Here is a 20,262-nt window from a genome sequence, read left to right as displayed (position 1 = left end):
CTCGCTTTTCAATCAAAATAGAACAGAGTAACCACTTTGCGCTGTTCCTCGGCATCCTGGCAAGTTTTCAGCAAAGTGTGGCTTTCGTGAAAAGCAAAACAGATCAGTTGCTGACAGCGAGAAATAATCTCCTGATTGCACATGGCGCTGGCTTCCGGGAGAGACAAGCTGTCATTTTTGGGATTTTCTACCAAATGTATGACTTGTTCGAGCTGATCGCGAGACTCCCGAGGCTGGCGGCTCATGCTTTGCGGCAAAATCACCGTCAGCAGATTAGGATCTGCTCGCATTGCCCCCCGAATCGCGGCTGAATTGGTGCCTGTAGCGCCCGATGTGATGAGCTGATTGCCTCCCAGAACTAAGGCGTAGCTCAGCATCTCAATTAGCTGCTGGTGGGTAATAGGAACGTGGCGTGAACCCAAAAGAGCAACCCGCTTGGAGCTTGTTTGCTGGATCGCCGCAAGTTCTTGTAAAAAATCATCAACTCTGGGTAGCTCAATTGATTGACTCAAAGAATTTATTAAATTAAATAAAACTACGTTGTGGATTTTAGCAGACTAACTAGCAATTGCCACCAAAAAGAAGTTAAGAATTGCTGATTTACGGTATCTGACTAGAGGAGCGGGAGATTTGAGGAAGCCAGAAGGCAGAATGTCTGAAGGTAGAATTCAAGAAAAATTGAGAATTTAAGAATTTTTTATTTTTATTTTATTAACCCAAAATTCTCTTGGCCTTCTTCGCTCTGCCGCATAGCTTCTTCACTCTGTTCCGGCGGCCTGGTTAATGAACTCGATCGCCCAAACCCAAGGATGCCATCATGCCCTTGAGGTCAAAGTGTTCTGCCATTAGCTGAGTAACGCATTCCACCTTGATGCGTTCGTGCAGGCGCACGCTGCCAAAGGTGCTGTCGATAATTTCCACCGTGGTTAAGGTATCCAAATCAACAGACAAAACTGGAATTTCCATTTCTTCTGCCCTGCCGATTACCAAGGGAGAAGGAGGCAAGTGGCCTGTGAGAATTAAGCACTGAGTCGAGCTTTCCAGAGCCGCTAGCTGAATGTCCGTGCGATCGCCCCCCGTCACCACCGCCATATTTCTGGCTTTGCGGAAATACTTTAGAGCAGAACTAACATTCATCGCGCCAATTGTCAAGGTTTCCACCATTAAATCCAAACGGTCTCGACGGCAGAGCACGTCAGCTTTCAATTGGTGCACCAATTCTTTGACGCTGACACTGCGCAGCAAAGCGCTTCTCGGCAGCATTCCCAAAACTGGAATACCGCTAGCCTCCAGAAAAGGCCGCACAGTCGCCGTTACGGATTCGAGTTTGTCCGAGGGCACGTCGTTGAGCACGACGCCAGCCAAGCGCGAACCCAAACGCCCAAACGCCGACAGCAAATCGTCTATATAAAGATCGATCGGGCGCACTACCAGCAGCACAGAGGCATCAACTGTTTCAGCGACTTGAGCCAAAGACAAGTCGAACAGACTGCCTTCCTCCAAATTAGCGGGGCCTTCCAACAGCACCAAATCTCCGCTGGGAGCTTGCAAATATTGCGCTAGAGACTGGCGGTAATCTGTCTTGTCTTCTCCCCGCAAACGCTTGTGAACCGTCTCTTCGTCCAAAGACAGCAGAGTTGACGGTATCTCACTTTCTGAGAGTTTCAGCGTCTCTACCGCAAACCGCACGTCTTCCTCCTCGGCTCCAGCTCCGGGCGAGCTGAAACAGGTTCCCAGAGGTTTGCCGTAGGCGACGGCGAGTCCTTTTGCCCGGAGTGCCAGCGCCATCCCCAGGGCGATCGCGGACTTGCCGCTGTAAGCTTTTGTGGAACCGATCAGTAAATATTTAGTCAATTTGGGTACGCCTTCTCTCCTCAATTTGCACCTGTCTATTTAAATAAATTTAGTTTATTCAACAGTATTTCTGCACTGCGAGTCAATTTCGCAATATGATTATACTCGATTTTGTCGCGTTTGGGCATATCGTTTTTTTTGTTGAAACTTTTATTCACCTGTGGCGACTCTGTTGTTCGCATTTTTTTTCACATATTTTTTTTTCAAAGCCGTTGTTGCTGAATTGTTTTTAGCGGCGTTTTTTGAGAACTATTTATTGAGCGTAATTGCGTTGAAAACTTTTTAGAGGGCCAAGCTCCGCAAATCTTCCGATTTTAGACCTTGCTAGGCAGCAGTCAAAATTAGGGTTGGATTGCCTAAATCTTTGATGCAATTCGATGAAACCGCTCCTTAACGCTCCTGAACGCCGATGAATTTCCTGTTAGGGAGAGCGAATGAAGAGCAACTCTAGTCTCAGGAAATTAACGCGACCCAAAGTGCCCAATAATATCCCTGCCCAAGCCTTACCACCGGAATTCACGGCTGTATTTTAGTAGAATGCAGAGATTCGGCAGGGATACAGCACGGTCTGTGTTCTAATCGGTTTTGCAGACTATTCAAAACCGATATGTATTATTAGTTATTAATTATTAGTGCGATCGCACAGCTTCAAACTGAAATCTTGCACAGGGATATATAAGCTGTTTAGGAGCGGGATTCTAGCTTTTCGACACATAAATTGTCTGGTGGTGTGGGCTGGCATTGCGGCCGCTGTTCCGGCTGATTGCTCAGCCAGCGAGCTCGCACTTGCTGGCCAGTAGATTGAGTTTCGTTGGCCGGGCAATCAGGGTTTTGCTCTCAGCTACGCCCGCCGCAACTGTTGAACGAAATCGCTTTGGGGGCGATCGCACTCGCTGGCACCCCCGAGCGCGATGATTGAGAATCAATATTCCCGCTGCTCAAATAAAACTGGCGCACCAATACTGTAATGTCACCGGGACGGTGGCCGTACACAGTTAGTACACCTGCAATCGCGCCAGTCAATCGATTTTCGATTTTCGATTTTCGATTTTCGATTGACCCCACGGATAAATGCGGGGGACGCAAGGATGAGCGTTGAAGATTTTGGATTGATTCCACGGCTCAATCACGTGGCGGGTACCACCTTTGAAATTCAAAGGTCAATTGCGGACTTTGGAGAGCGCCCGTGCGGTGAAAATTACTCATCCATCCGCATCAGCTTCCGATAAAACGTTTTAGAAAAATCGACGGTACGAGTGCGCTGAAAAGTCAAAAGTACCTCAATTAAGCAACTGACAAACTCAGAGCTTTGCATAGTCACTTCGTAGCTGAGTTCAGCATTGCCCTCAAACAATACCCGACAGCGGGTCAAATCGATCGGCAGCGACGAGATATTCCAACTAGCGACAAAGGGTACATCTTCGCCACCGTCAATTTTTCTAGCCCCCTCCAAGCTTTTGAGCTTGTAGAGACCGATAGCGTGGGGCAAGAACTTGCGCCTGGGCTCTTGACAGAAAGGCGCGTAGACTTTCACTTCTTTGTCGTCGGCTGGTTTCAGTTGAGGAAGAGACATATTTCCGCATTCTGACAGTGGGTTGAGCTCATCTGAAAAAACTAGCAGATATTCCTGGTCGATCGCAAGCCAGAGTCAGTCGATTTTAGATTTTGGATTTGGGATTTTAGATTTTAGATTTACAAGGGCAGATGAATCTGCTGAAGTGGGGAGCTTGAACAAGAGTCTAAAATTTGGGGCGGCGAATGACTTAAGTCAGATGCTTGTATCCGTTTTTGGGCGGATCATCCCAAATACTCTATGCAATGCCAGTTTAGCCGTGCCGCACTCTGGGGCTAGTCCCCACAAACGTGTTCCCGTCGGCTTTCGACAAAAGCCCAGAAACTGATACAGTAAATACTTATCTCTAAAATCAAAAACTATTGGTGGTTGAATCAAGTAACCTATGCAGGAGAGTTCTTGGCCAGAAAACGACGCTCGCAGCGAGCTTAACTTGGACATCGCTGATTTAGCTCAAGAAGAGCTCAAGAGTTTGACCTCGAACTCGAAGCTCGGCAAAATATTTGCCATACCAGACATGGGCGACAGCGTGTTTGACACGGAAACTTCATCAGAACTCCCGGTGGCGGTGTCTGTGCCGGAATCTCCCTCTTTTCCTCAAAATCTGTACCGGGGACGGCGGGGAAAAGCCGCCATAGTGCTGACTGCGATTTGGGGCGGCACGATCGCCCTACACTTGATTTCTTGGGGTGCGTGGGTAGTGTGGGGGTTGACGGGACTGCTGTGGATGCAAGCATTTCGAGTTTTGTTTGCGACTCCCAAGCCCGCACTGCAGCCTCTTGCGGATGAAAGTCGAGAAGATTGGCCCTACGTGTCGCTGCTGGTGGCTGCGAAAAATGAGGAAGCGGTGATTGCCCGATTCGTACAATCAATCTGCAATGTAGACTATCCGATCGACCGCTACGAAGTTTGGGCGATCGACGATCGCAGCAGCGACGGCACGGCGCTAGTATTGGAGGCGCTAACCAAACAGTACCCGCAGCTCAAAGTATTTAGCAGGGGAGCAAATGCCAGCGGCGGCAAGTCGGGAGCCCTGAATGAAGTTTTGCCGCTGACTCGCGGGGAATTTGTGGGAATATTTGACGCCGACGCGACGGTAACGCCGGATTTGCTGCGCCGGGTGCTGCCGGTGTTCGATCGATCGCAGGTAGGCGCGGTGCAAGTCAGAAAAGCCATCGCCAATGCTGCGGTAAATGTGTGGACTCGCGGCCAAGAAGCAGAAATGGCTCTCGACAGTTTTTTCCAACAGCAGCGGATTGCGATCGGCGGCATTGGAGAATTGCGCGGTAACGGCCAATTCATGCGCCGCACCGCCTTAGAAAGGTGCGGCGGCTGGAACGAGGAAACGATTACCGACGACCTGGATTTGACCGTGAGGCTGCACCTAGACCAGTGGGACATTGAATTTCTGGCTTTCCCAGCCGTGTCAGAAGAAGGAGTCACGAACGCGACGGCCCTGTGGCACCAGCGCAATCGGTGGGCAGAAGGCGGCTATCAGCGTTATCTTGACTACTGGCGGCTAATTTTGCGCAACCGGATGGGAACTGGGAAAACTTGGGATTTATTTGGATTTTGGGTATCTCAATATTTCTTGCCCACAGTAGCGCTGCCCGACTTTTTGATGTCAATTGCGCTGCGCCGGATGCCGATCGCTAGTCCCATAACTGTGATGACCCTTACCTTGTCAGTGGTGGGAATGTTTGTCGGTTTGCGCCGCACCCGCAAAGAGACCAAATTTGACATTAAAAGAGTTTTTGTCACCTTGCTGCAAACCCTGCAGGGTACTGTGTATATGTTGCACTGGCTGCTGGTGGGGATTGTGACGGCTCGGATTTCGGTGCGTCCCAAGCGGCTCAAATGGGTTAAAACCGTCCATCAAGGCACTGCTAAGTTGACAGTTGACAGTTGACAGTTGACAGTTGACAGTTGACCGAAGTCATTAGTCATTAGTCATTATTTATTGGGAAGGAGTCATTAGTTATTGGGAAGGAGTCATTAGTTATTAGTAAGGAGTCATTAGTTATCAGGGAAAAGGGATAAAATACACATGACAAGCTTAAAAACGAGTCGTATTTGATGCTTAATTAGATTAAATTACTGGGAATCAATTGATAATTAGCTCCCCGAAATATCGGGAAACAGTATTGCCAAAACTCCGAAGATAAAACAACTACTAACCATCTCCCTACTCTGTCGGGCCCGAGCCACCAGTCAAATCTTGCAATTGTCGATCGCAAAACAAAAAGTACAAAATAGCTTAGGCAATAGGTGATAGGCCAGCAATACTGAATAAGTAATAGGCCATACAAAAGTCTAAAATTAAAAGATAAAAGCCATAATTTTTAACTTTTAACTTGACAAAAAGCCAATTATTATCTATTAATTATGAATGGCCAATTACGACGAATTGCTTGTTGCCAACTACCCGTCACCCGTTATTAAGAATGGATTTGTTAGAGTACCAAGCCAAATCTTTATTTCGCCAGATGGCAATTCCGATTTTGCCGTCCCAGCGAATTGACAATCCAGCCGACCTCAAAGGACTGAAAATTCCCTACCCAGTTGTACTCAAGTCGCAAGTGCGCGCTGGGGGACGGGGCCGGGCTGGCGGCATTAAGTTTGTGGAAAATACGATCGATGCAGTTGCTGCGGCTCAAACAATTTTTAATTTGCCGATCGAGAATGAATATCCCCAAGTCCTGCTGGCAGAAGCAAAGTACAACGCTGACCTTGAATTGTACTTAGCTGTACTCCTAGACCCCATAGCGCGACGCCCGGTACTTCTGGGGTCGAGACAAGGAGGTATGGATGTCGAAGGGTCGATCGACCAAATGCAGCAAGTTGCCGTAGACCAAGAATTTTCGCCATTCTACGCGAGGCGTCTGATGCTGAAAATGGGATTGCAGGGAGACTTGATTCAATCAGTGAGCGCGATTGTCGAGAAAATGTACCGGCTGTTTGTCGAAAAAGATTTAGATTTAGTAGAAATCAATCCTCTCGGCATCAGTCCAACGGGAGAACTCATGGCTTTAGACGGTAAAGTCACCGCCAACGACGATGCCTTGGGGCGGCATCCAGACTTGGCTGCACTCTCGGATAAGAGGCTCATCAGCGGGTGGGCTGGGGACAGGAGAAGTCCCTCTACCCATGGCGATCGCCCCAATTCCCACTCGAAGCAGCACTCGCCGCCGGAGTTAGACCCCAAATCTCAATCCGCAATCTCGAATTCTCAATCCCTGCAATTAGTCGAACTAGACGGGAATATCGGGATTTTGTGCAACGGGGTGGGCCTGACAATGGCAACTCTGGATGCTGTAGCCCACCAAGGAGGAAAACCGGCTAATTTTGTGAACATGGGTTCTCTAGACCGCATAGATGCAGCAAATGCCCTGCGCGATCGCACGGATTTGGGTCTGGAGTTAGTGGCTCAGGATAAAAGCGTTAAGGTGATACTTGTAAATATTTTGGGCAGCGCCTCCAAAAGCGAGGAAATCACCGCCGCAGTAGTCGCCTATTTGGAACGGAAAGCTCGCGCCAATCGGCATATTCAAGTTGTGTTGCGCCTGGTAGAGATCGATGCTGATGCTGTTAAAAAGCGTTTGGGACAGTTGCCGGTGCAGCTAGCTAGCACTTTGGATCGGGCAGCGTCCCAAGCTGTATCCGGGGCCAAGTAGCGACAGTCGATCGGCGGCATTCGAGACTCCAGGACAGATGAAGGCCTTCTGCTTTTTAAAGATCGAGTGTCAAGTGGGAAAACATGAATTTAACTCCTGAAAGCAAAGTCCTAGTACAGGGCATTACAGAATCTCCCGCGTCCAGCCGCGCCGCCCTGATGATGAAAGCATACGGCACGAATGTAGTCGCCGGTGTCAGTCCCGGTAGGGGGGGGCTGGAGTTGGAGGGAATTCCGATTTTTGATTTGGTAGAAGAAGCCGTGGCTGCAGTGGGTCACGTTGACACTGCGGTAATTTTGGTAGACGCTTACTCGGTGCTGGATGCGGCTCATGAAGCGATCGCGGCAGGAATTAGGCAAATCGCGATCGTCACTCCAGGAGTTCCCCCTCTGGATATAGTGCGCTTAGTCAGAAAAGCAGAGGCCACGGAAACTCTAGTGATCGGGCCCAACAGTCCGGGGATTATTGTCCCCGACAAGCTGCTGCTAGGAACTCACCCCAAGGAATTCTACACTCCCGGCCCGATCGGAGTAATCAGCCGCAGCAGCACTTTGACTTATGAAGTTGCTCTAGAACTGACTGAGGCGGGGTTGGGACAGTCGATGGCGGTTTGTATTGGCTGCGACGCGATTGTTGGTTCTTCTTTTATGCAGTGGCTGCAACTTTTGGACGAAGACGACAGTACGGAGGCGATGGTTTTGATCGGCGAAGTTGGCGGTTGGAGCGAACAAGCTGCTGCTTCTTACATCGCCTCGGCGATCGACAAACCGGTGGTTGCTTATCTGGCCGGCCGCTACGCTCCCAAGGGGCCGTCTTTGGGCCACGCCGGCATCCTGATCAGTTCTCGGGCTGCTGCCCAGAAAGCCTTTGGTGTTACCGTAGAAAACAAAATGGCTGCCTTTGAAGAGGCGGACATACCGGTGGCGGCTCGGCCTTCGGAGATTCCTAAGTTGCTCAAAAAATTGCTCGATAAAAATTGATTGCTTCAGTGTTCGATCGTTCGGACTTTACTCCTCAGACTTTTATGAGGACTAAAGTCCGAACGATCGAACACCTTGATGGCGATGATTTTTTTACCAAAGTCCTCTAACGGGCCTCATAGGCTGCGGTGCGGGTGCTGGTAGGGGTGCGGCGGGGCGGCGCGCTGGAGCAGGGGTTGTTGGCGGTACGGTGCGGCTAGGTGCGATCGAACTTTCGGTGCTATTTTGTCTGAGTTGTACCCCTTGTCTCGCCCTTGGAATCTTGCAGCAGGGTGCTCATATTTCCAGCCAAACTCTGAATTTTCCCAACAGTCGCAGCAACGCTGGCAATATCTACGTAAACCTCCGGCAGAGGATACTTTTTCAAAATTTCCAGCAGCGACACCTTACCGTCGTCGCCGGCTGCCAGAATCACCGCAGCCCGCAGGGCTTTGCCACCTTCTGTGCGGCGCTGAGTCCGAATTGCTTGACCGATTTCGTCAGTAATTTTTTCGCCTGGGGTGCTGTAAACTATCCGGGCGAGATTAGCTGGCTTTAAACCGATTTGTAAACCGATCAACCCCTGCAATATTTTTGGGTCCATTTTGGAGAACCCGATAATTTGTTGGAGGGTTGGTGTCGTCGTGCCGTCTTTAGCAAAGTCTTCTAAGTCGCTGATATTGATGGCTTGCCGGATCGGGCCAAATGTCAGGACAACTTTTTCGGCCCCCAATGCTCTACTGCTGCTAGATAATGTGCTCGCGGTTGCTCCTAAAACTAGGGCAATGCCGATCGATACAAATTTTGTTAACTTCATATTCTGTTTCAGCGATCGATTAAAATTATTTTTTCGATGTGTGTACATTATAGATGCAGCAGTTATATTCTACAAGGTCGCGAGTGTAAGTTGTGCCCGCATCACACCCACCATCTCAACCGAGATTTTTTCGATTTCTCGACTTTAAGAATAAGTAACCACATCTACAGAAATATTTTTTATTATATTCATTCGGCCTTCTACCTTCTACATAAGATAGCCTTCTCGATCCGAGTGCATTCAGCCTTCTACATAAGTGCCTTATAGAAGTTATGTTCAAAACCAAGCGCAAATCCAAAAAATCAAAAAAAAAGCAGAGTGAAAAAACAACAGCGCTCAGCAAAAAAGAAGTCGCTGCACAAAAACGCAAAACTTCACAAAAGCGCAATGAAGTTGTGCAGGGGATCGTCATAAGCTGCTCGATCGCCATTGCTATCAGCATCCCCCTGTTGTTCGTTGCCCGTCCTAAGATTGCTATTGCAGGAGGCGCAGCCGCAGCCATTTTACTGCTTTCCTACAAATACCCCCGTCAAGCTTTGTGGGCTTTTCTAATTTACTTGCCTTTGAGCGGTACAGTTACTTACGCAATTGGCGGTGGGAATGCTGCATTTCAAGTAGCCAAAGATGCTTTCTACGTACCAGCTCTCATCGCCCTAATTCAAAGCTGCAAAAAGAAACAGTTGCCCCTGTTTATTCCCAAACAAATGCTTTCTACCTTCAGCATCCTGTTGATGATGGCAATGCTGACTTTAATTTTTGTCAACGGGGAGATGCAGCTCAACCCTATGAAAGGTGACAAACCCATTCTGCAAGGAATTCTCGGCTTAAAAGTATTGATAGGTTACATACCGCTCATTGCTTGTACCTATTATCTGCTCCGCACTAAGAAGGATTTGGTGTTTTTTAGTCGAATGCACGTAGTTTTGGCGATCGTTTGCTGCCTTCTCGGTGTGATTCAGTACCTGTTGCTGCAAAGTGGAAAGTGCGCGGGCACCCGAGGCATGATCGGAGAAGAATTATATAAAGCAACCCTGCAAGCTAGATGTTTTGTCGGCGGTTCTCTGGTATTCAGTCCAGAAGTCAAGTTTATCCGCTTGCCGGGAACTTTTGTAGCGCCTTGGCAGTGGGCGTGGTTTTTAATTTCTAATGCTTTTTTAACCTTTGCCTCTGCCTTTTGCGACCCTTCTTTCTGGTGGCGAGTTATCGGTTTATTTGGCATGGCATTAGTATTTGCCAATGCCGTTATTTCCGGTCAAAGAGCTGCTTTAGTTCTGGTTCCAGTTGCCACGGCTATCCTGCTAATTCTCACCGGTCAATTAGTTAATTTGAAAAGATTTATTCCCATTGGTGCAGGACTGGCGATTCTGCTGTTTGTCGGTGCAGCAATTAACCCGGGAATTATCGAGCAGCGGTGGGATAGTTTTGTTGACCGCTGGAATGCTGCACCGCCCCAGCAGTTTCTTTTAAATCAGTTGGAGCAGAGCAACAATTTTATCATTGACAGACCTCTCGGTAGAGGTGTGGGACGAGCGACTAATTCAACGCGGATATTTGGGACCACGCAGCTAATTGAAACTTTCCAACCTAAGTTGATCTACGAACTCGGTTATCCGGGAATGATTGCTTTTCAAATTATGCTTTTACACTTAGCTTTTTTAAGTTTTCGAGCTTACCGTTCTGTCAAGGACAAAAGTTTGCGGAGTTACGGAGCTAGTTTTTGGGTATTTGTGGGATTTATTACGATCAATCCTCAATACTATCCGCTGGATGTAGATCCAGTGTCTGTATATTACTGGGTTTTGGCTGGGGCGATTTTAAAGTTGCCCAAAATTGACAAACAGGTGCAGGATGAGAAACACCAGGAACTTGAGGGACATGAATTGGAAGTTCACCAGCAATTAAAGGAGAAAAAATTTATTGCATCGGCTCCGATTTGACAAACGTTTGATCGTGAGGACTTCAGTCCTCATAAAACGAGAGAGGACTGAAGTCCTCACTAGAAACTAATTTAATTGTGGTAGTTTCACCCCATCTGAAATAATATAGCAACCGCCACATCTGGCGCGGACATAAATAACCTCATCAATAGCTCCCTGAAACCGCTAGCATAAACGGTTTGATTAGGGTACATAGTAAGCTGTCAACTGTCACAGGTCAACTGTCAACTGCTATATCATATCCGGTCGATTACCATAAAAAAAACGGAACGCACGTGCGGACTTAAGTCCGCAGCTTTTTGCGGACTTAAGTCCGCACTACGAACGAACTAATCTGATTGCGGTTAATCGATCGGACACGAGATAAATTGTAATTTTACTGCGGTTGCCAAACTGGAGTGCCAGCATTTAAATCCTTGTCGTTTGTCAATTTAGTCAATCCCGAACCGTCGCGATTAATGACATACAAGTTGCTTTTGTCGCCTTTGATTTCATTAAAAGCAAAAGCAATTTGCTGGCTGTCAGAAGACCAAGCTAATTCAGAAATTCCCGAGGGTTCTAGCCGAGGAGCTAGTTGATTTAGCTTGTCACCGTCAGCATTTATTGTGTAGAGTTTTTGCTGGTTGAAGTCTCCGGCGGCGAAGGCGATAAGTTTGCCGTCCGGCGACCAGGAAAGTGCATCGTAGTTTCCGGGTTTTTGGGTGAGGTTCTTGGCTGTTCCCCGGTTAATGTCGATCGCATAAATATCCTGCTTTTCCCCGCTCAAATCGCCCGGTTTGCCCTGATAGTAAGCAATGCGGCTGCTATCGGGCGACCAAAACAGCTTGACGCTGTAAACCTGATTTTGCGGGTTGTCGGTCAAATTTTTGAGGTTTGTGCCGTCTGCATTAATCGTGTAAATTTGCTGTTTGGGATAGGTACCGGAGAAAAAAGCGATTTTTGTGCGATCGGGCGACCAAACAAGTTCGCTACCGCCGGATGTATACTCGCGGGGACTTTGAGTGAGTTTGCTCGTGCCCGAACCGTCAGCATTCATTTTGTAGATATTTTTATCCTTGATAAATGCTACCTGCTGGCCGTCCGGTGAAAGATAGAATGCCGATGAAATTTCTGTTTTAGCAGGTTGTCCTCCTACTTCCCAATTCCGAATTAATTTAGTTCCTTTAATACCCGAAGTGTCGCTCGTATAAAGTGATTGACTGCCCGGTGTATCTGAGGTAAAACCGTCGCAAGAACGCGCAAAAACAAGTTTTTGGCTGTTGGAAAACCAAGCTATTTCAAAATTAGCTGCTTTGCAAGCCTCTCCAGCAAACTGTTTAGTTAGCCCGGAACCGTCAGCATTGACTGTATAGATGTCGGTATCGCCACTAACGAAAGCCAGCCGATCGCCGTTGGGCGACCAAACTAACGTGTAGCTAACATCTATATTGGGTGCAAGTTGGCGGCGGGCCAAACTGGTAGCATTGACGGTAAATAAACTGTTTCTCACCTCGCTGCCGCGCCTTTGGAGGGCTGTAAACGCCAGTATCTTCGGTTTTTGGGCTGCGGTTGTCCCAGGGCCCTGAAGGCTCAAAAACACGGTGATTGCGAGTGTTAGGGTGATAAGGGCGATCGACCAAAACCGCCTTAGCCTTAATTTATGCAAACGCATTTTGTCAATATCATCTCCTTACTTTTAAATCTTCACAGTCTTCTTAAAGTGCTAGGGGATATGGCAAATTCTAACTCCAAACTATTCCCTGCGCGGGCCCATTCCCAATGCCCCATTCCCAATGCCCCATTCCCAATGCCCCATTCCCAATGCCCCATTCCCAATGCCCCATTCACAGTGTTTGGCGATCGATATGCCGCGACAGCATCAAACTCTGCTTAATTCTACCAATAATTAGCTCAAACATTTTTTTCCGGGACGGATTCTTGCTGCTGGGTGGCATCCCTAACTCGCAACACATCAAATTCAAATCAGTTGCACTCATAGCCGCCAATTTTTGCCTCACCTCTAGTTCATGACCCTTCTTAGCTTGCAAACGCAGTTCTTCATAAACTTCGAGAACATTTCCCGCCGATAAATTAGCAGGTCGATCGACATCAGCAACAGTAAGTAATTCCGAAGTTTTCGACCCAGCCGCAAGCCCTCCCCGCTTGACTTGAGCCTCAATCCTGGTTAATTTTTTGGAAACTTCCCGCAAGATTTCCTTAAGTTCGCTAATTTCATCAACTAACCCGCCGCTTTTTTGCTCGCCATTTGCCAAAATATCTTTTTTAATCATTTCAGATACTCCTCACACTCGCGCCACAGTTGCTCAAACTCTCTAACTAATTCTCGCGGCAATTCTCCCTCATTAATCGCCCGTTTCAAACCAACGCTTTCTCGAATCGTCGATTCTAAAAATTTCACTTCTATGTTATTGTCTTTTGAGATTTCAGCGCAAAGTCTCTTGACTTCTCTCATGTAAAACTGAACTTCATTTGTCAGCAATCCTCCATAGATTTTAGCTTTATTCATAAACACTGCAATCTTGGGAAACGGGTAAGGCTCAATCCGCTTTTGGAGCGAGTTTAAAACTAAACTCAATCCCCGAGAACCAAAATAATCTGGATTGACGGGAATCAATATTAAGTCGCAACAAGAGAGTACGCTGTAGGTGAGGAGACTGAAGGAAGGCGAACAGTCAAAAAGCATTAAGTCGTATTTGGGGAGATTGGGAGAGTTGGCGATTTTGCCGCTGAACCTGCGGATGAAGTCTTTAACACTTTTCCCCTCAAATCCATCTAAATCTAACCAATACAATTCTTCAACTGAAGGGATAAAATGCAACTGTTCGTCAATCTGATAAATGGTGTCGAAACCAACGGGAAATTTAAAGTTCTGTCCGGCTTTTTTAAAGACTTCGAGGGCGTCGTAAATTGTGAGTCTGTGTTTGAGAGATTGTTCGTACCACCTACCAAACTTGTCATCTAAATGACCCGTATTTTCGTTAAGTCCGATCGCCTCTGTGAGGGACATTTGCGGGTCTAGGTCTAACATCAAGACTTCTAAGTCGGTTCCTTGGGATATAATATTTCCCAGACTCCAAGTGACGGTGGTCTTTCCGACTCCGCCTTTGAAGTTGATTACGGCTATGGATTTAGGACTCATGGCTGGGTTTGTTTGGATGTGGCTGGAATATAAATTAAAACATATTGTGGCGGTTAGTCGATCGCGCGATCGTCCACGATCGGCCTGAGATGCTAATTGACATAAAAGACAGACTGTGATATTGAAATCAATCATAAAATAAATAGCACATCATGTCAAATCAACTAACTTATTTGCCTATACAAAATTTTATAGGCCTACAAAATATTAAGCATTCACATCAACCCTCTCAACATTATCTTCGACCCTCATAAATTTGGAACAACTACATTAGTAGATACTATCGGGTTTTAGGCAGACAGTTTGAGCGGGGATTTTATTTAGCTTCTTATGATAGAAATCGTCGGATTTGTCGGTTGTTGGATGGAGCCGATGAAGGGGAAAATATATCAATCAAAATTCTAACTTCATGGGATGAATGTAAAGTTTCCTTGGGTTATTACTCATTAAATTACCATCAAATCTTAAAAAATAATTAAGAGTTTTGATCTGAAAATAGTTTTTATGTAATCTATCTAAAGGCATATTTTTTCTAAATAAATTAGAATGGCAACAATCAACGGTACACCAGGCCCTGATTTGCTTAACGGTACTCCGCAAGCGGACATCATCAACGGCTTGGCAGGAGACGATCGCCTCAACGGCAAAGGCGATAGCGACCAACTCTTCGGCAACGCAGGCAATGATACGCTGGCGGGTGGCAAAGGCAACGATATCGCACGCGGGGGTGCAGGAAACGATCGCATTTTTGGCGATCGGGGCAACGATGTCCTCTACGGCGATCGGGGCATAGATACCCTGACAGGAGGCAGGGGCAGGGACATCTTTGTAGTCGGTCAAGGATTGGATATTGTCACTGATTTTGTCAAAGGTTTAGACGCGATCGCCCTCACCAACGGTTTAAACTTTAACAGCGTCAATGTCGCTCCCGGCAGCGCCAACAATGCTGGCAACACCATCATTACTAATCGGCAAAACGGTGAAGTATTGGCAATTTTGCAGGGAGTTGACAGCAGCAGCATTACCTCTAGCGACTTTACCGCAAATCTCACACCTCTGCAGGCACCGACAATCACCGGAGGCAGCGATTTAGCGAGTGCTCGCAGCATAGGAGCGATCGCACCTGCACCCCAAACCGTCAGCGACTTTGTAGGAGACGACAAGCCCGAAAACTTCTACCGCTTTAGCTTAACTGCACCTACCAAAATTACTGCTAACTTGACAGGACTCAGGGCAGATGCCGATTTGTCTCTGATTCAAGATATCAACGGCAACGGGAAAATTGATGCTCAAGATATTCTCGATATCTCAGAAAATGAGGGGAATCAGCCGGAAACAATTACAAAAGATTTGCGACCGGGAAATTACTTTCTTTTAGTCGATCAGTTCGAGGGAGATACTAACTACAACCTCAGCATATCAGGAACTCCCGTAACTGCTCCCGCCGATGCCAGTGGCAATACAGTAGCGACAGCCCGAAATGTTACCCTCGATGCAACTCCCCAAACTTTCAGCGACTCGGTAAGCGATATTGACTCCGACGACTACTACCGCATCAATCTAACTTCGCAAAGCGATGTCAATCTCCGATTAACCTTCTCCGACGCCACTGCGAATACAGATGTTAATTTGTACCTCGCCCAAGACAGCAACGGCGACGGTGAGATAGACGAAGATGAAATAATTGACGAGTCTGAAAACGCACAAACTAATCCCGAACAAATTTCCCTCAATGCTTTAAAACCGGGGCAATACATTGTCTTAGTTGAGGAAAGCGAGATTAGTTCCGGCAGTACAAATTACACCTTGGAAGCATCGGCGACACCAGACGACACTCCCGCCACAGCCATACCGCCCTCGACAACACCAGGCTATAACTCCTTTTTTGGTTACGGCAATATTAATGCTGCGGCTGCGGTTGCTCGCGCTGCTGGGCGATCGACATATCCAGATGTTCCCGATATCACAGGTGCAGTTCCTAACAACAATGTTAGCGATCTCAATCGGATCAATGCACCTGAAGTTTGGAATCAAGGAATTACAGGCAAGGGCATAATTGTCGCTGTTTTAGATACTGGCGTTGATGTGAAACACCCTGATTTAGCAAAAAATATTTGGGTGAACTCGCGGGAAATTGCTGGCAACGGAGTGGACGACGACAACAACGGATTTGTCGATGATGTGAACGGATACAACTTTTCAGACAACACTCCAGATCCGTCACCAGTTTCAGGCGAGAATGCGTCCTGGCACGGCACTCACGTTGCCGGAACGATTGCTGGCTTAAAAAATGGGGCGCAGGACGACGTTAATGGCGATAAGTACGACATCACTGGCGTTGCCTACGATGCTCAGATTATGGCAGTCCGAGTGCTGGGAGGCAAAGGCGGTGCAGGTAAGTTCGCCAACCCGGTAGCTGCTGGCATTGATTATGCTGTGAAGAACGGGGCGAAGGTGATTAACATGAGTTTGGGTGTACGCGGATCAGACGCACAGCAGCCGCCGGATCAGCCTGCTACAAGAGCCGCCCTTGAGAGAGCCAGACAAGCTGGGGTTAGTGTTGTCGCGATCTCTGCTGGCAACAACAGAAATAAATTTCCCGAAGGCGAGGTTACTCGACCAGCTTTACCATCTCGTTTGTCGCAGAACAATTTGGCGATTTCTGTCGGGGCATTAGACAGTAAAAATTTGCAGTTTGCTGACTTTTCCAACCCAGCAGGCGTTGACCCGATCAACTTTATTTCGGCACCGGGGGTTGACGTATTGTCGGCGAAATCTGGCAATACCTATGGCCTGTCGGACGGCACTTCGATGGCAGCGCCGCACGTTGCTGGCGTCATGGCTTTGATGCTGCAAGCCAACCCTAATTTGTCTCCGTCTCAACTCGAGCAAATCCTGATTCAAACAGCAAATCCCACAGGGATTACTGTTTAAAATCTGCATAAGTTTGCCGTCAGTAGATTGGGTTGAAGCAAACACCACGTCCATAAACCCGGTTTTTGTAGGGGCAATCCCTCATGATTGCCCCTCTTCCGGGTTTCTTTTAAACTGAAATAAGTCCATCCACCTAATTAAACATAAGTAGATGAGTGGAAAAATACACAAGTAGTCATAGCTGCATGAAACGAAGTGAAACGAAGCAATCGCATAGGTGACAGGAATTTTACATTCTGTTACATAACGAAAGTTTATTTGCGCCTACCTACTTAAAATATGGCTCGCGCTCAAGCTTGCTGTATATGTTTTATTCCTTCTTTTTACCCCCCGAGCGAAGCCGAAGCGCCTTCTTCCTTCTTGCTTCTTCCCTCTTCCTTCTTCCCTCTTCCTTCTTCCTTCTTCCTTCTACTTAAGGCATTTTTTATGACAGTTAATTTTATCGAGATTTACGACAATGCTTTAGATGCTGCTACCTGTTGCCAAATTATCCAAAAATTTGAAACCAGCAACCAAATTCACCGCGGCATGACTGGGTACGGTGTAGATGTCGCCAAAAAAGATAGCTACGATCTTAAAATTACCGGGCTTCCCGAATGGCTAGATATTGAACGTCGGGTATTGAGTACCACTTTCGGATATTTGCAAAAATATTTTCGCAAGTATCTTTTTGCGCTTGTCGGCGCGATTTCACCTGCTTTATTTGACCCGCAAACCAATCAAGCAGTGACGCTGACTCAGGAAAATTTTGCTCAATTTGAGTCAGTTTTTATGGATGATGTAATCAAACATATTTACCGGCGCGATTTTCTCAAGGTGCAAAAGTATTTACAGGGTACTGGCGGCTATCACCACTGGCATTCGGAAATTTACCCAGATCCTGATAGTGTTGGCGAAGAATCTTTGCACCGAGTGCTGTTTTTTCAGTATTATTTGAACACTGTAAGTGAAGGTGGCGAAACAGAGTTTTTTTATCAAAATCTTAAAGTCAAACCTCAGCAAGGAAAGTTAGTAATTGCGCCGGCGGGTTTTACTCACACTCACAAAGGTCACGTACCGCTGACAGACCACAAATATATTTTAACTTCTTGGATTCTTTTTCAAACAGCTCAAAATATTTACGGTAAGGGCAGGGATAGTTAATTGAATTTAGGGGAAACACCTACCGATAACTATCAGCTTTCAAGTAGAAAATTAAGTCTAATAACTAAATCACAATTGGACAATCTTTAAATTTTAAAATACCAGTTATAAAAAAGCTTGCTACAACAAAAATGTTGGGCGAGAGTGAAACGGAGGGTTGTTTTCTGGACCCGCGATGTCACAGGTGCGTCGCTATAAGATTGTCGCTCTTCCTTGAGGATTGTCGGTGTATCCGCACCCTACAGCTACTATAAAAAATAAGGTGCGCACTGCGCACCCTACAAGTTGTTTTGCCTATAAAATGTAAGGTGGGCACTGCGCACCCTACAAGTTGTTTTAGCGTTTGACTAACTTCTTCGCCACCTTGCGCAAGCGAATTGATTTCGGTGTTACTTCCACCAATTCATCCTGACCGATGTATTCCAAAGCGCGTTCCAAGCTCATGTCTACTGGCGCTTGCAACTGCACCAATTCTTCACCGCCGGATGCGCGGTGGTTTGTCAACTGCTTCGACTTGCAAATGTTCAACTCCAAATCTTGATTTCGGTTGCTTTCTCCGATAATCATGCCTCTGTAAACCTTGGTACCGGGGGTAATGAAAAATACGCCGCGGTCTTCAGCATTTTGCAAGGAATAGTAAGTCGCAGTTCCTTCTTCAAAAGAAATCAATACTCCGTTGCGGCGGGCAACAATTTCTCCGCCGATGGGGCGATAGTCGAGGAAGCTGTGATTCATGATTCCAGCGCCGCGAGTCAAGCGCATAAACTCGCCTCGGAACCCGATCAAACCGCGGGCGGGAACTGAAAATTCTACTTGCGTGCGGCCGGTGCTGCTGACGTGCATATCTTGCATTTCTGCTTTACGCTGACCGAGGCGTTCGATGCACCCACCGACTGCTTCTTCGGGTACGTCTAACACCAAACATTCATAGGGTTCGCACGGAGTACCGCCGACTTCGCGGTAGATTACTTGCGGCTGAGATACTTGGAATTCGTATCCTTCGCGGCGCATATTTTCGATCAGGATGCCCAGGTGAAGTTCGCCGCGTCCTGATACGAGGAATTTGTCGGGAGAGTCGGTTTCTTCGACGCGCAAGGCGACGTTGGTTTCGAGTTCTCGCATCAGCCGATCGCGAATTTGCCGAGATGTCACCAAACTTCCTTCTTGACCGCAGAACGGCGAATCGTTCACAGAGAAAGTCATCTGCAAAGTCGGTTCGTCTACCTTAATTAAAGGCAGCGCTTGCGGGTCGTTCGGACAGGTAATTGTCTCGCCAATATAGGCATCAGCAAAACCGGCAACGGCGACAATATTACCAGCAGAAGATTCTTGGATATCAATCCGCTTCAGGCCTTCAAAGCCCATCAATTTGCTGATTTTTGATTTGACAAGGGCGCCGCTTTCTGTGATTAAGACTGCTTGTTGGCCGACTCGAATTGTGCCGTTGTGGATGCGGCCGATGACGATGCGACCCACGTATTCGGAATAATCCAAGGTGGTGACTTGCAGTTGCAGCGGTTTGTTGGGGTCGCCGACGGGGGGCGGTACGTGGTCTAGGATTTCTTCAAACAGCGGTTTCATGTCCACTGCTTCGTCGTCCAAAGTTTTTTTAGCAGTACCGTTGAGTCCGGAACCGAAAAGATAGGGGAATTCGCACTGATCGTCGTCGGCGCCGAGTTCTAAGAACAAATCTAAAACTTTGTCAATAGCTTTGTGGGGGTCTGCTTGGGGTCGATCGATCTTATTGACAAATACGATCGGGCGCAGTCCTTTTTCTAGGGCTTTTTTGAGCACGAACCGGGTTTGCGGCATCGGGCCTTCGTTGGCGTCTACGATCAGGAGACAGCCGTCAACCATGCCGAGAACTCGTTCGACTTCCCCGCCGAAGTCCGCGTGTCCGGGGGTATCGACGATGTTGATCAGGGTTTCTCCGTACCTGACGGCCGTATTTTTGGAAAGGATGGTAATGCCGCGCTCGCGCTCGATGTCGTTGGAGTCCATGACGCAATCTGGGATTTCTTCCCCTTCGCGGAAGATCCCGGACTGTCTGAGGAGGGCGTCTACAAGGGTGGTTTTGCCGTGATCGACGTGAGCAATGATGGCGACGTTGCGAATGGGAAGACTCATAATGCGTCTGGAACGTTAAACGGATCTAACTAAAGATTTCTTAATAATTGTAGCGCATCTAGTCAAGGGGCGATCGGGCGCGGCTGTAAGATTGGAGTGCTGACC

Annotated in this window: 15 protein-coding genes; 6 read left to right on the top strand and 9 right to left on the bottom strand. The window is 47.5% G+C overall.

The window, feature by feature from the left end:
* Window positions 1-8: 8 nt before the first annotated feature.
* The 4 genes from QUB63_RS10160 to ebsA all read right to left on the bottom strand — a co-directional run bounded on the left by QUB63_RS10160 (window position 9) and on the right by ebsA (window position 3,427).
* On the bottom strand, window positions 9-512 hold the full coding sequence (locus QUB63_RS10160; RefSeq protein WP_332944888.1) for a DNA recombination-mediator protein A: 504 nt from the start codon (window positions 510-512) through the stop codon (window positions 9-11).
* A 268-nt stretch (window positions 513-780) separates the two neighbouring features.
* Complete coding sequence (locus tag QUB63_RS10155; protein WP_332944887.1) at window positions 781-1,878, bottom strand: phosphotransacetylase family protein; 1,098 nt, start codon at window positions 1,876-1,878, stop codon at window positions 781-783.
* 813 nt (window positions 1,879-2,691) lie between these two features.
* Window positions 2,692-2,877, bottom strand: coding sequence for a hypothetical protein (locus tag QUB63_RS10150; protein WP_332944885.1), 186 nt, complete (start codon window positions 2,875-2,877; stop codon window positions 2,692-2,694).
* 175 nt (window positions 2,878-3,052) lie between these two features.
* Window positions 3,053-3,427 carry a type IV pilus biogenesis protein EbsA gene (ebsA, locus tag QUB63_RS10145; protein WP_332944883.1) on the bottom strand — a complete coding sequence of 125 codons (375 nt, stop codon included), beginning with the start codon at window positions 3,425-3,427 and terminating at the stop codon, window positions 3,053-3,055.
* A 385-nt stretch (window positions 3,428-3,812) separates the two neighbouring features.
* Between ebsA and QUB63_RS10140 the strand changes: the two genes are divergently transcribed.
* The 3 genes from QUB63_RS10140 to QUB63_RS10130 all read left to right on the top strand — a co-directional run bounded on the left by QUB63_RS10140 (window position 3,813) and on the right by QUB63_RS10130 (window position 8,081).
* Complete coding sequence (locus tag QUB63_RS10140) at window positions 3,813-5,336, top strand: glycosyltransferase (RefSeq protein WP_332944882.1); 1,524 nt, start codon at window positions 3,813-3,815, stop codon at window positions 5,334-5,336.
* Window positions 5,337-5,871: 535 nt separating this feature from the next.
* Window positions 5,872-7,101 (top strand): succinate--CoA ligase subunit beta, encoded by a 1,230-nt coding sequence (locus QUB63_RS10135; protein ID WP_332944881.1) that lies wholly within the window; start codon window positions 5,872-5,874, stop codon window positions 7,099-7,101.
* 83 nt (window positions 7,102-7,184) lie between these two features.
* Complete coding sequence (locus QUB63_RS10130) at window positions 7,185-8,081, top strand: succinate--CoA ligase subunit alpha (protein ID WP_332944880.1); 897 nt, start codon at window positions 7,185-7,187, stop codon at window positions 8,079-8,081.
* 220 nt (window positions 8,082-8,301) lie between these two features.
* Here QUB63_RS10130 and QUB63_RS10125 read toward each other — a convergent pair whose 3' ends face one another.
* A complete protein-coding gene (locus QUB63_RS10125; RefSeq protein WP_332944879.1) occupies window positions 8,302-8,877 on the bottom strand; it encodes an alpha/beta hydrolase in 576 nt (191 codons plus the stop codon).
* 272 nt (window positions 8,878-9,149) lie between these two features.
* Here QUB63_RS10125 and hpsL point away from each other — a divergent pair, with 272 nt between their 5' ends.
* The gene (hpsL, locus tag QUB63_RS10120) at window positions 9,150-10,814 is read left to right on the top strand and encodes a hormogonium polysaccharide biosynthesis protein HpsL (protein ID WP_332944877.1); all 1,665 of its coding nucleotides are present in this window, start codon (window positions 9,150-9,152) and stop codon (window positions 10,812-10,814) included.
* Window positions 10,815-11,190: 376 nt separating this feature from the next.
* Here hpsL and QUB63_RS10115 read toward each other — a convergent pair whose 3' ends face one another.
* The 3 genes from QUB63_RS10115 to QUB63_RS10105 form a co-directional block, all read right to left on the bottom strand.
* Window positions 11,191-12,465: a hypothetical protein gene (locus QUB63_RS10115; RefSeq protein ID WP_332944876.1), complete on the bottom strand. Its 1,275-nt coding sequence runs from the start codon at window positions 12,463-12,465 to the stop codon at window positions 11,191-11,193.
* A 172-nt stretch (window positions 12,466-12,637) separates the two neighbouring features.
* A complete protein-coding gene (locus QUB63_RS10110) occupies window positions 12,638-13,084 on the bottom strand; it encodes a hypothetical protein (protein ID WP_332944875.1) in 447 nt (148 codons plus the stop codon).
* On the bottom strand, window positions 13,081-14,088 hold the full coding sequence (locus QUB63_RS10105; RefSeq protein ID WP_332944872.1) for a ParA family protein: 1,008 nt from the start codon (window positions 14,086-14,088) through the stop codon (window positions 13,081-13,083). The genes QUB63_RS10110 and QUB63_RS10105 overlap by 4 nt, the downstream gene beginning before the upstream one ends.
* 411 nt (window positions 14,089-14,499) lie before the next feature.
* Between QUB63_RS10105 and QUB63_RS10100 the strand changes: the two genes are divergently transcribed.
* Window positions 14,500-16,887 carry a S8 family serine peptidase gene (locus QUB63_RS10100; protein ID WP_332944871.1) on the top strand — a complete coding sequence of 796 codons (2,388 nt, stop codon included), beginning with the start codon at window positions 14,500-14,502 and terminating at the stop codon, window positions 16,885-16,887.
* A 426-nt stretch (window positions 16,888-17,313) separates the two neighbouring features.
* Window positions 17,314-18,030: a 2OG-Fe(II) oxygenase gene (locus QUB63_RS10095; protein ID WP_332944870.1), complete on the top strand. Its 717-nt coding sequence runs from the start codon at window positions 17,314-17,316 to the stop codon at window positions 18,028-18,030.
* A gap of 336 nt (window positions 18,031-18,366) precedes the next feature.
* Here the strand turns inward: QUB63_RS10095 and typA are convergent, their stop codons facing one another.
* Window positions 18,367-20,157, bottom strand: coding sequence for a translational GTPase TypA (typA, locus tag QUB63_RS10090; RefSeq protein WP_332944869.1), 1,791 nt, complete (start codon window positions 20,155-20,157; stop codon window positions 18,367-18,369).
* Window positions 20,158-20,262: the final 105 nt, after the last annotated feature.

This window comes from Microcoleus sp. ARI1-B5 (genome assembly GCF_036705795.1).
Classification (GTDB): domain Bacteria; phylum Cyanobacteriota; class Cyanobacteriia; order Cyanobacteriales; family Microcoleaceae; genus Microcoleus.
This window is presented reverse-complemented; position numbering and strand designations above follow the sequence as displayed.

Bases quoted from the DNA above. Each gene is read 5' to 3' on its own strand.
- QUB63_RS10135 (WP_332944881.1), top strand. From the start codon at position 5,872: ATGGATTTGTTAGAGTACCAAGCCAAATCTTTATTTCGCCAGATGGCA.
- QUB63_RS10125 (WP_332944879.1), bottom strand. From the start codon at position 8,877: ATGAAGTTAACAAAATTTGTATCGATCGGCATTGCCCTAGTTTTAGGA.
- QUB63_RS10105 (WP_332944872.1), bottom strand. From the start codon at position 14,088: ATGATTGATTTCAATATCACAGTCTGTCTTTTATGTCAATTAGCATCT.
- hpsL (WP_332944877.1), top strand. From the start codon at position 9,150: ATGTTCAAAACCAAGCGCAAATCCAAAAAATCAAAAAAAAAGCAGAGT.
- QUB63_RS10140 (WP_332944882.1), top strand. From the start codon at position 3,813: ATGCAGGAGAGTTCTTGGCCAGAAAACGACGCTCGCAGCGAGCTTAAC.
- QUB63_RS10110 (WP_332944875.1), bottom strand. From the start codon at position 13,084: ATGATTAAAAAAGATATTTTGGCAAATGGCGAGCAAAAAAGCGGCGGG.
- QUB63_RS10095 (WP_332944870.1), top strand. From the start codon at position 17,314: ATGACAGTTAATTTTATCGAGATTTACGACAATGCTTTAGATGCTGCT.
- QUB63_RS10115 (WP_332944876.1), bottom strand. From the start codon at position 12,465: ATGCGTTTGCATAAATTAAGGCTAAGGCGGTTTTGGTCGATCGCCCTT.
- typA (WP_332944869.1), bottom strand. From the start codon at position 20,157: ATGAGTCTTCCCATTCGCAACGTCGCCATCATTGCTCACGTCGATCAC.
- QUB63_RS10100 (WP_332944871.1), top strand. From the start codon at position 14,500: ATGGCAACAATCAACGGTACACCAGGCCCTGATTTGCTTAACGGTACT.
- ebsA (WP_332944883.1), bottom strand. From the start codon at position 3,427: ATGTCTCTTCCTCAACTGAAACCAGCCGACGACAAAGAAGTGAAAGTC.
- QUB63_RS10130 (WP_332944880.1), top strand. From the start codon at position 7,185: ATGAATTTAACTCCTGAAAGCAAAGTCCTAGTACAGGGCATTACAGAA.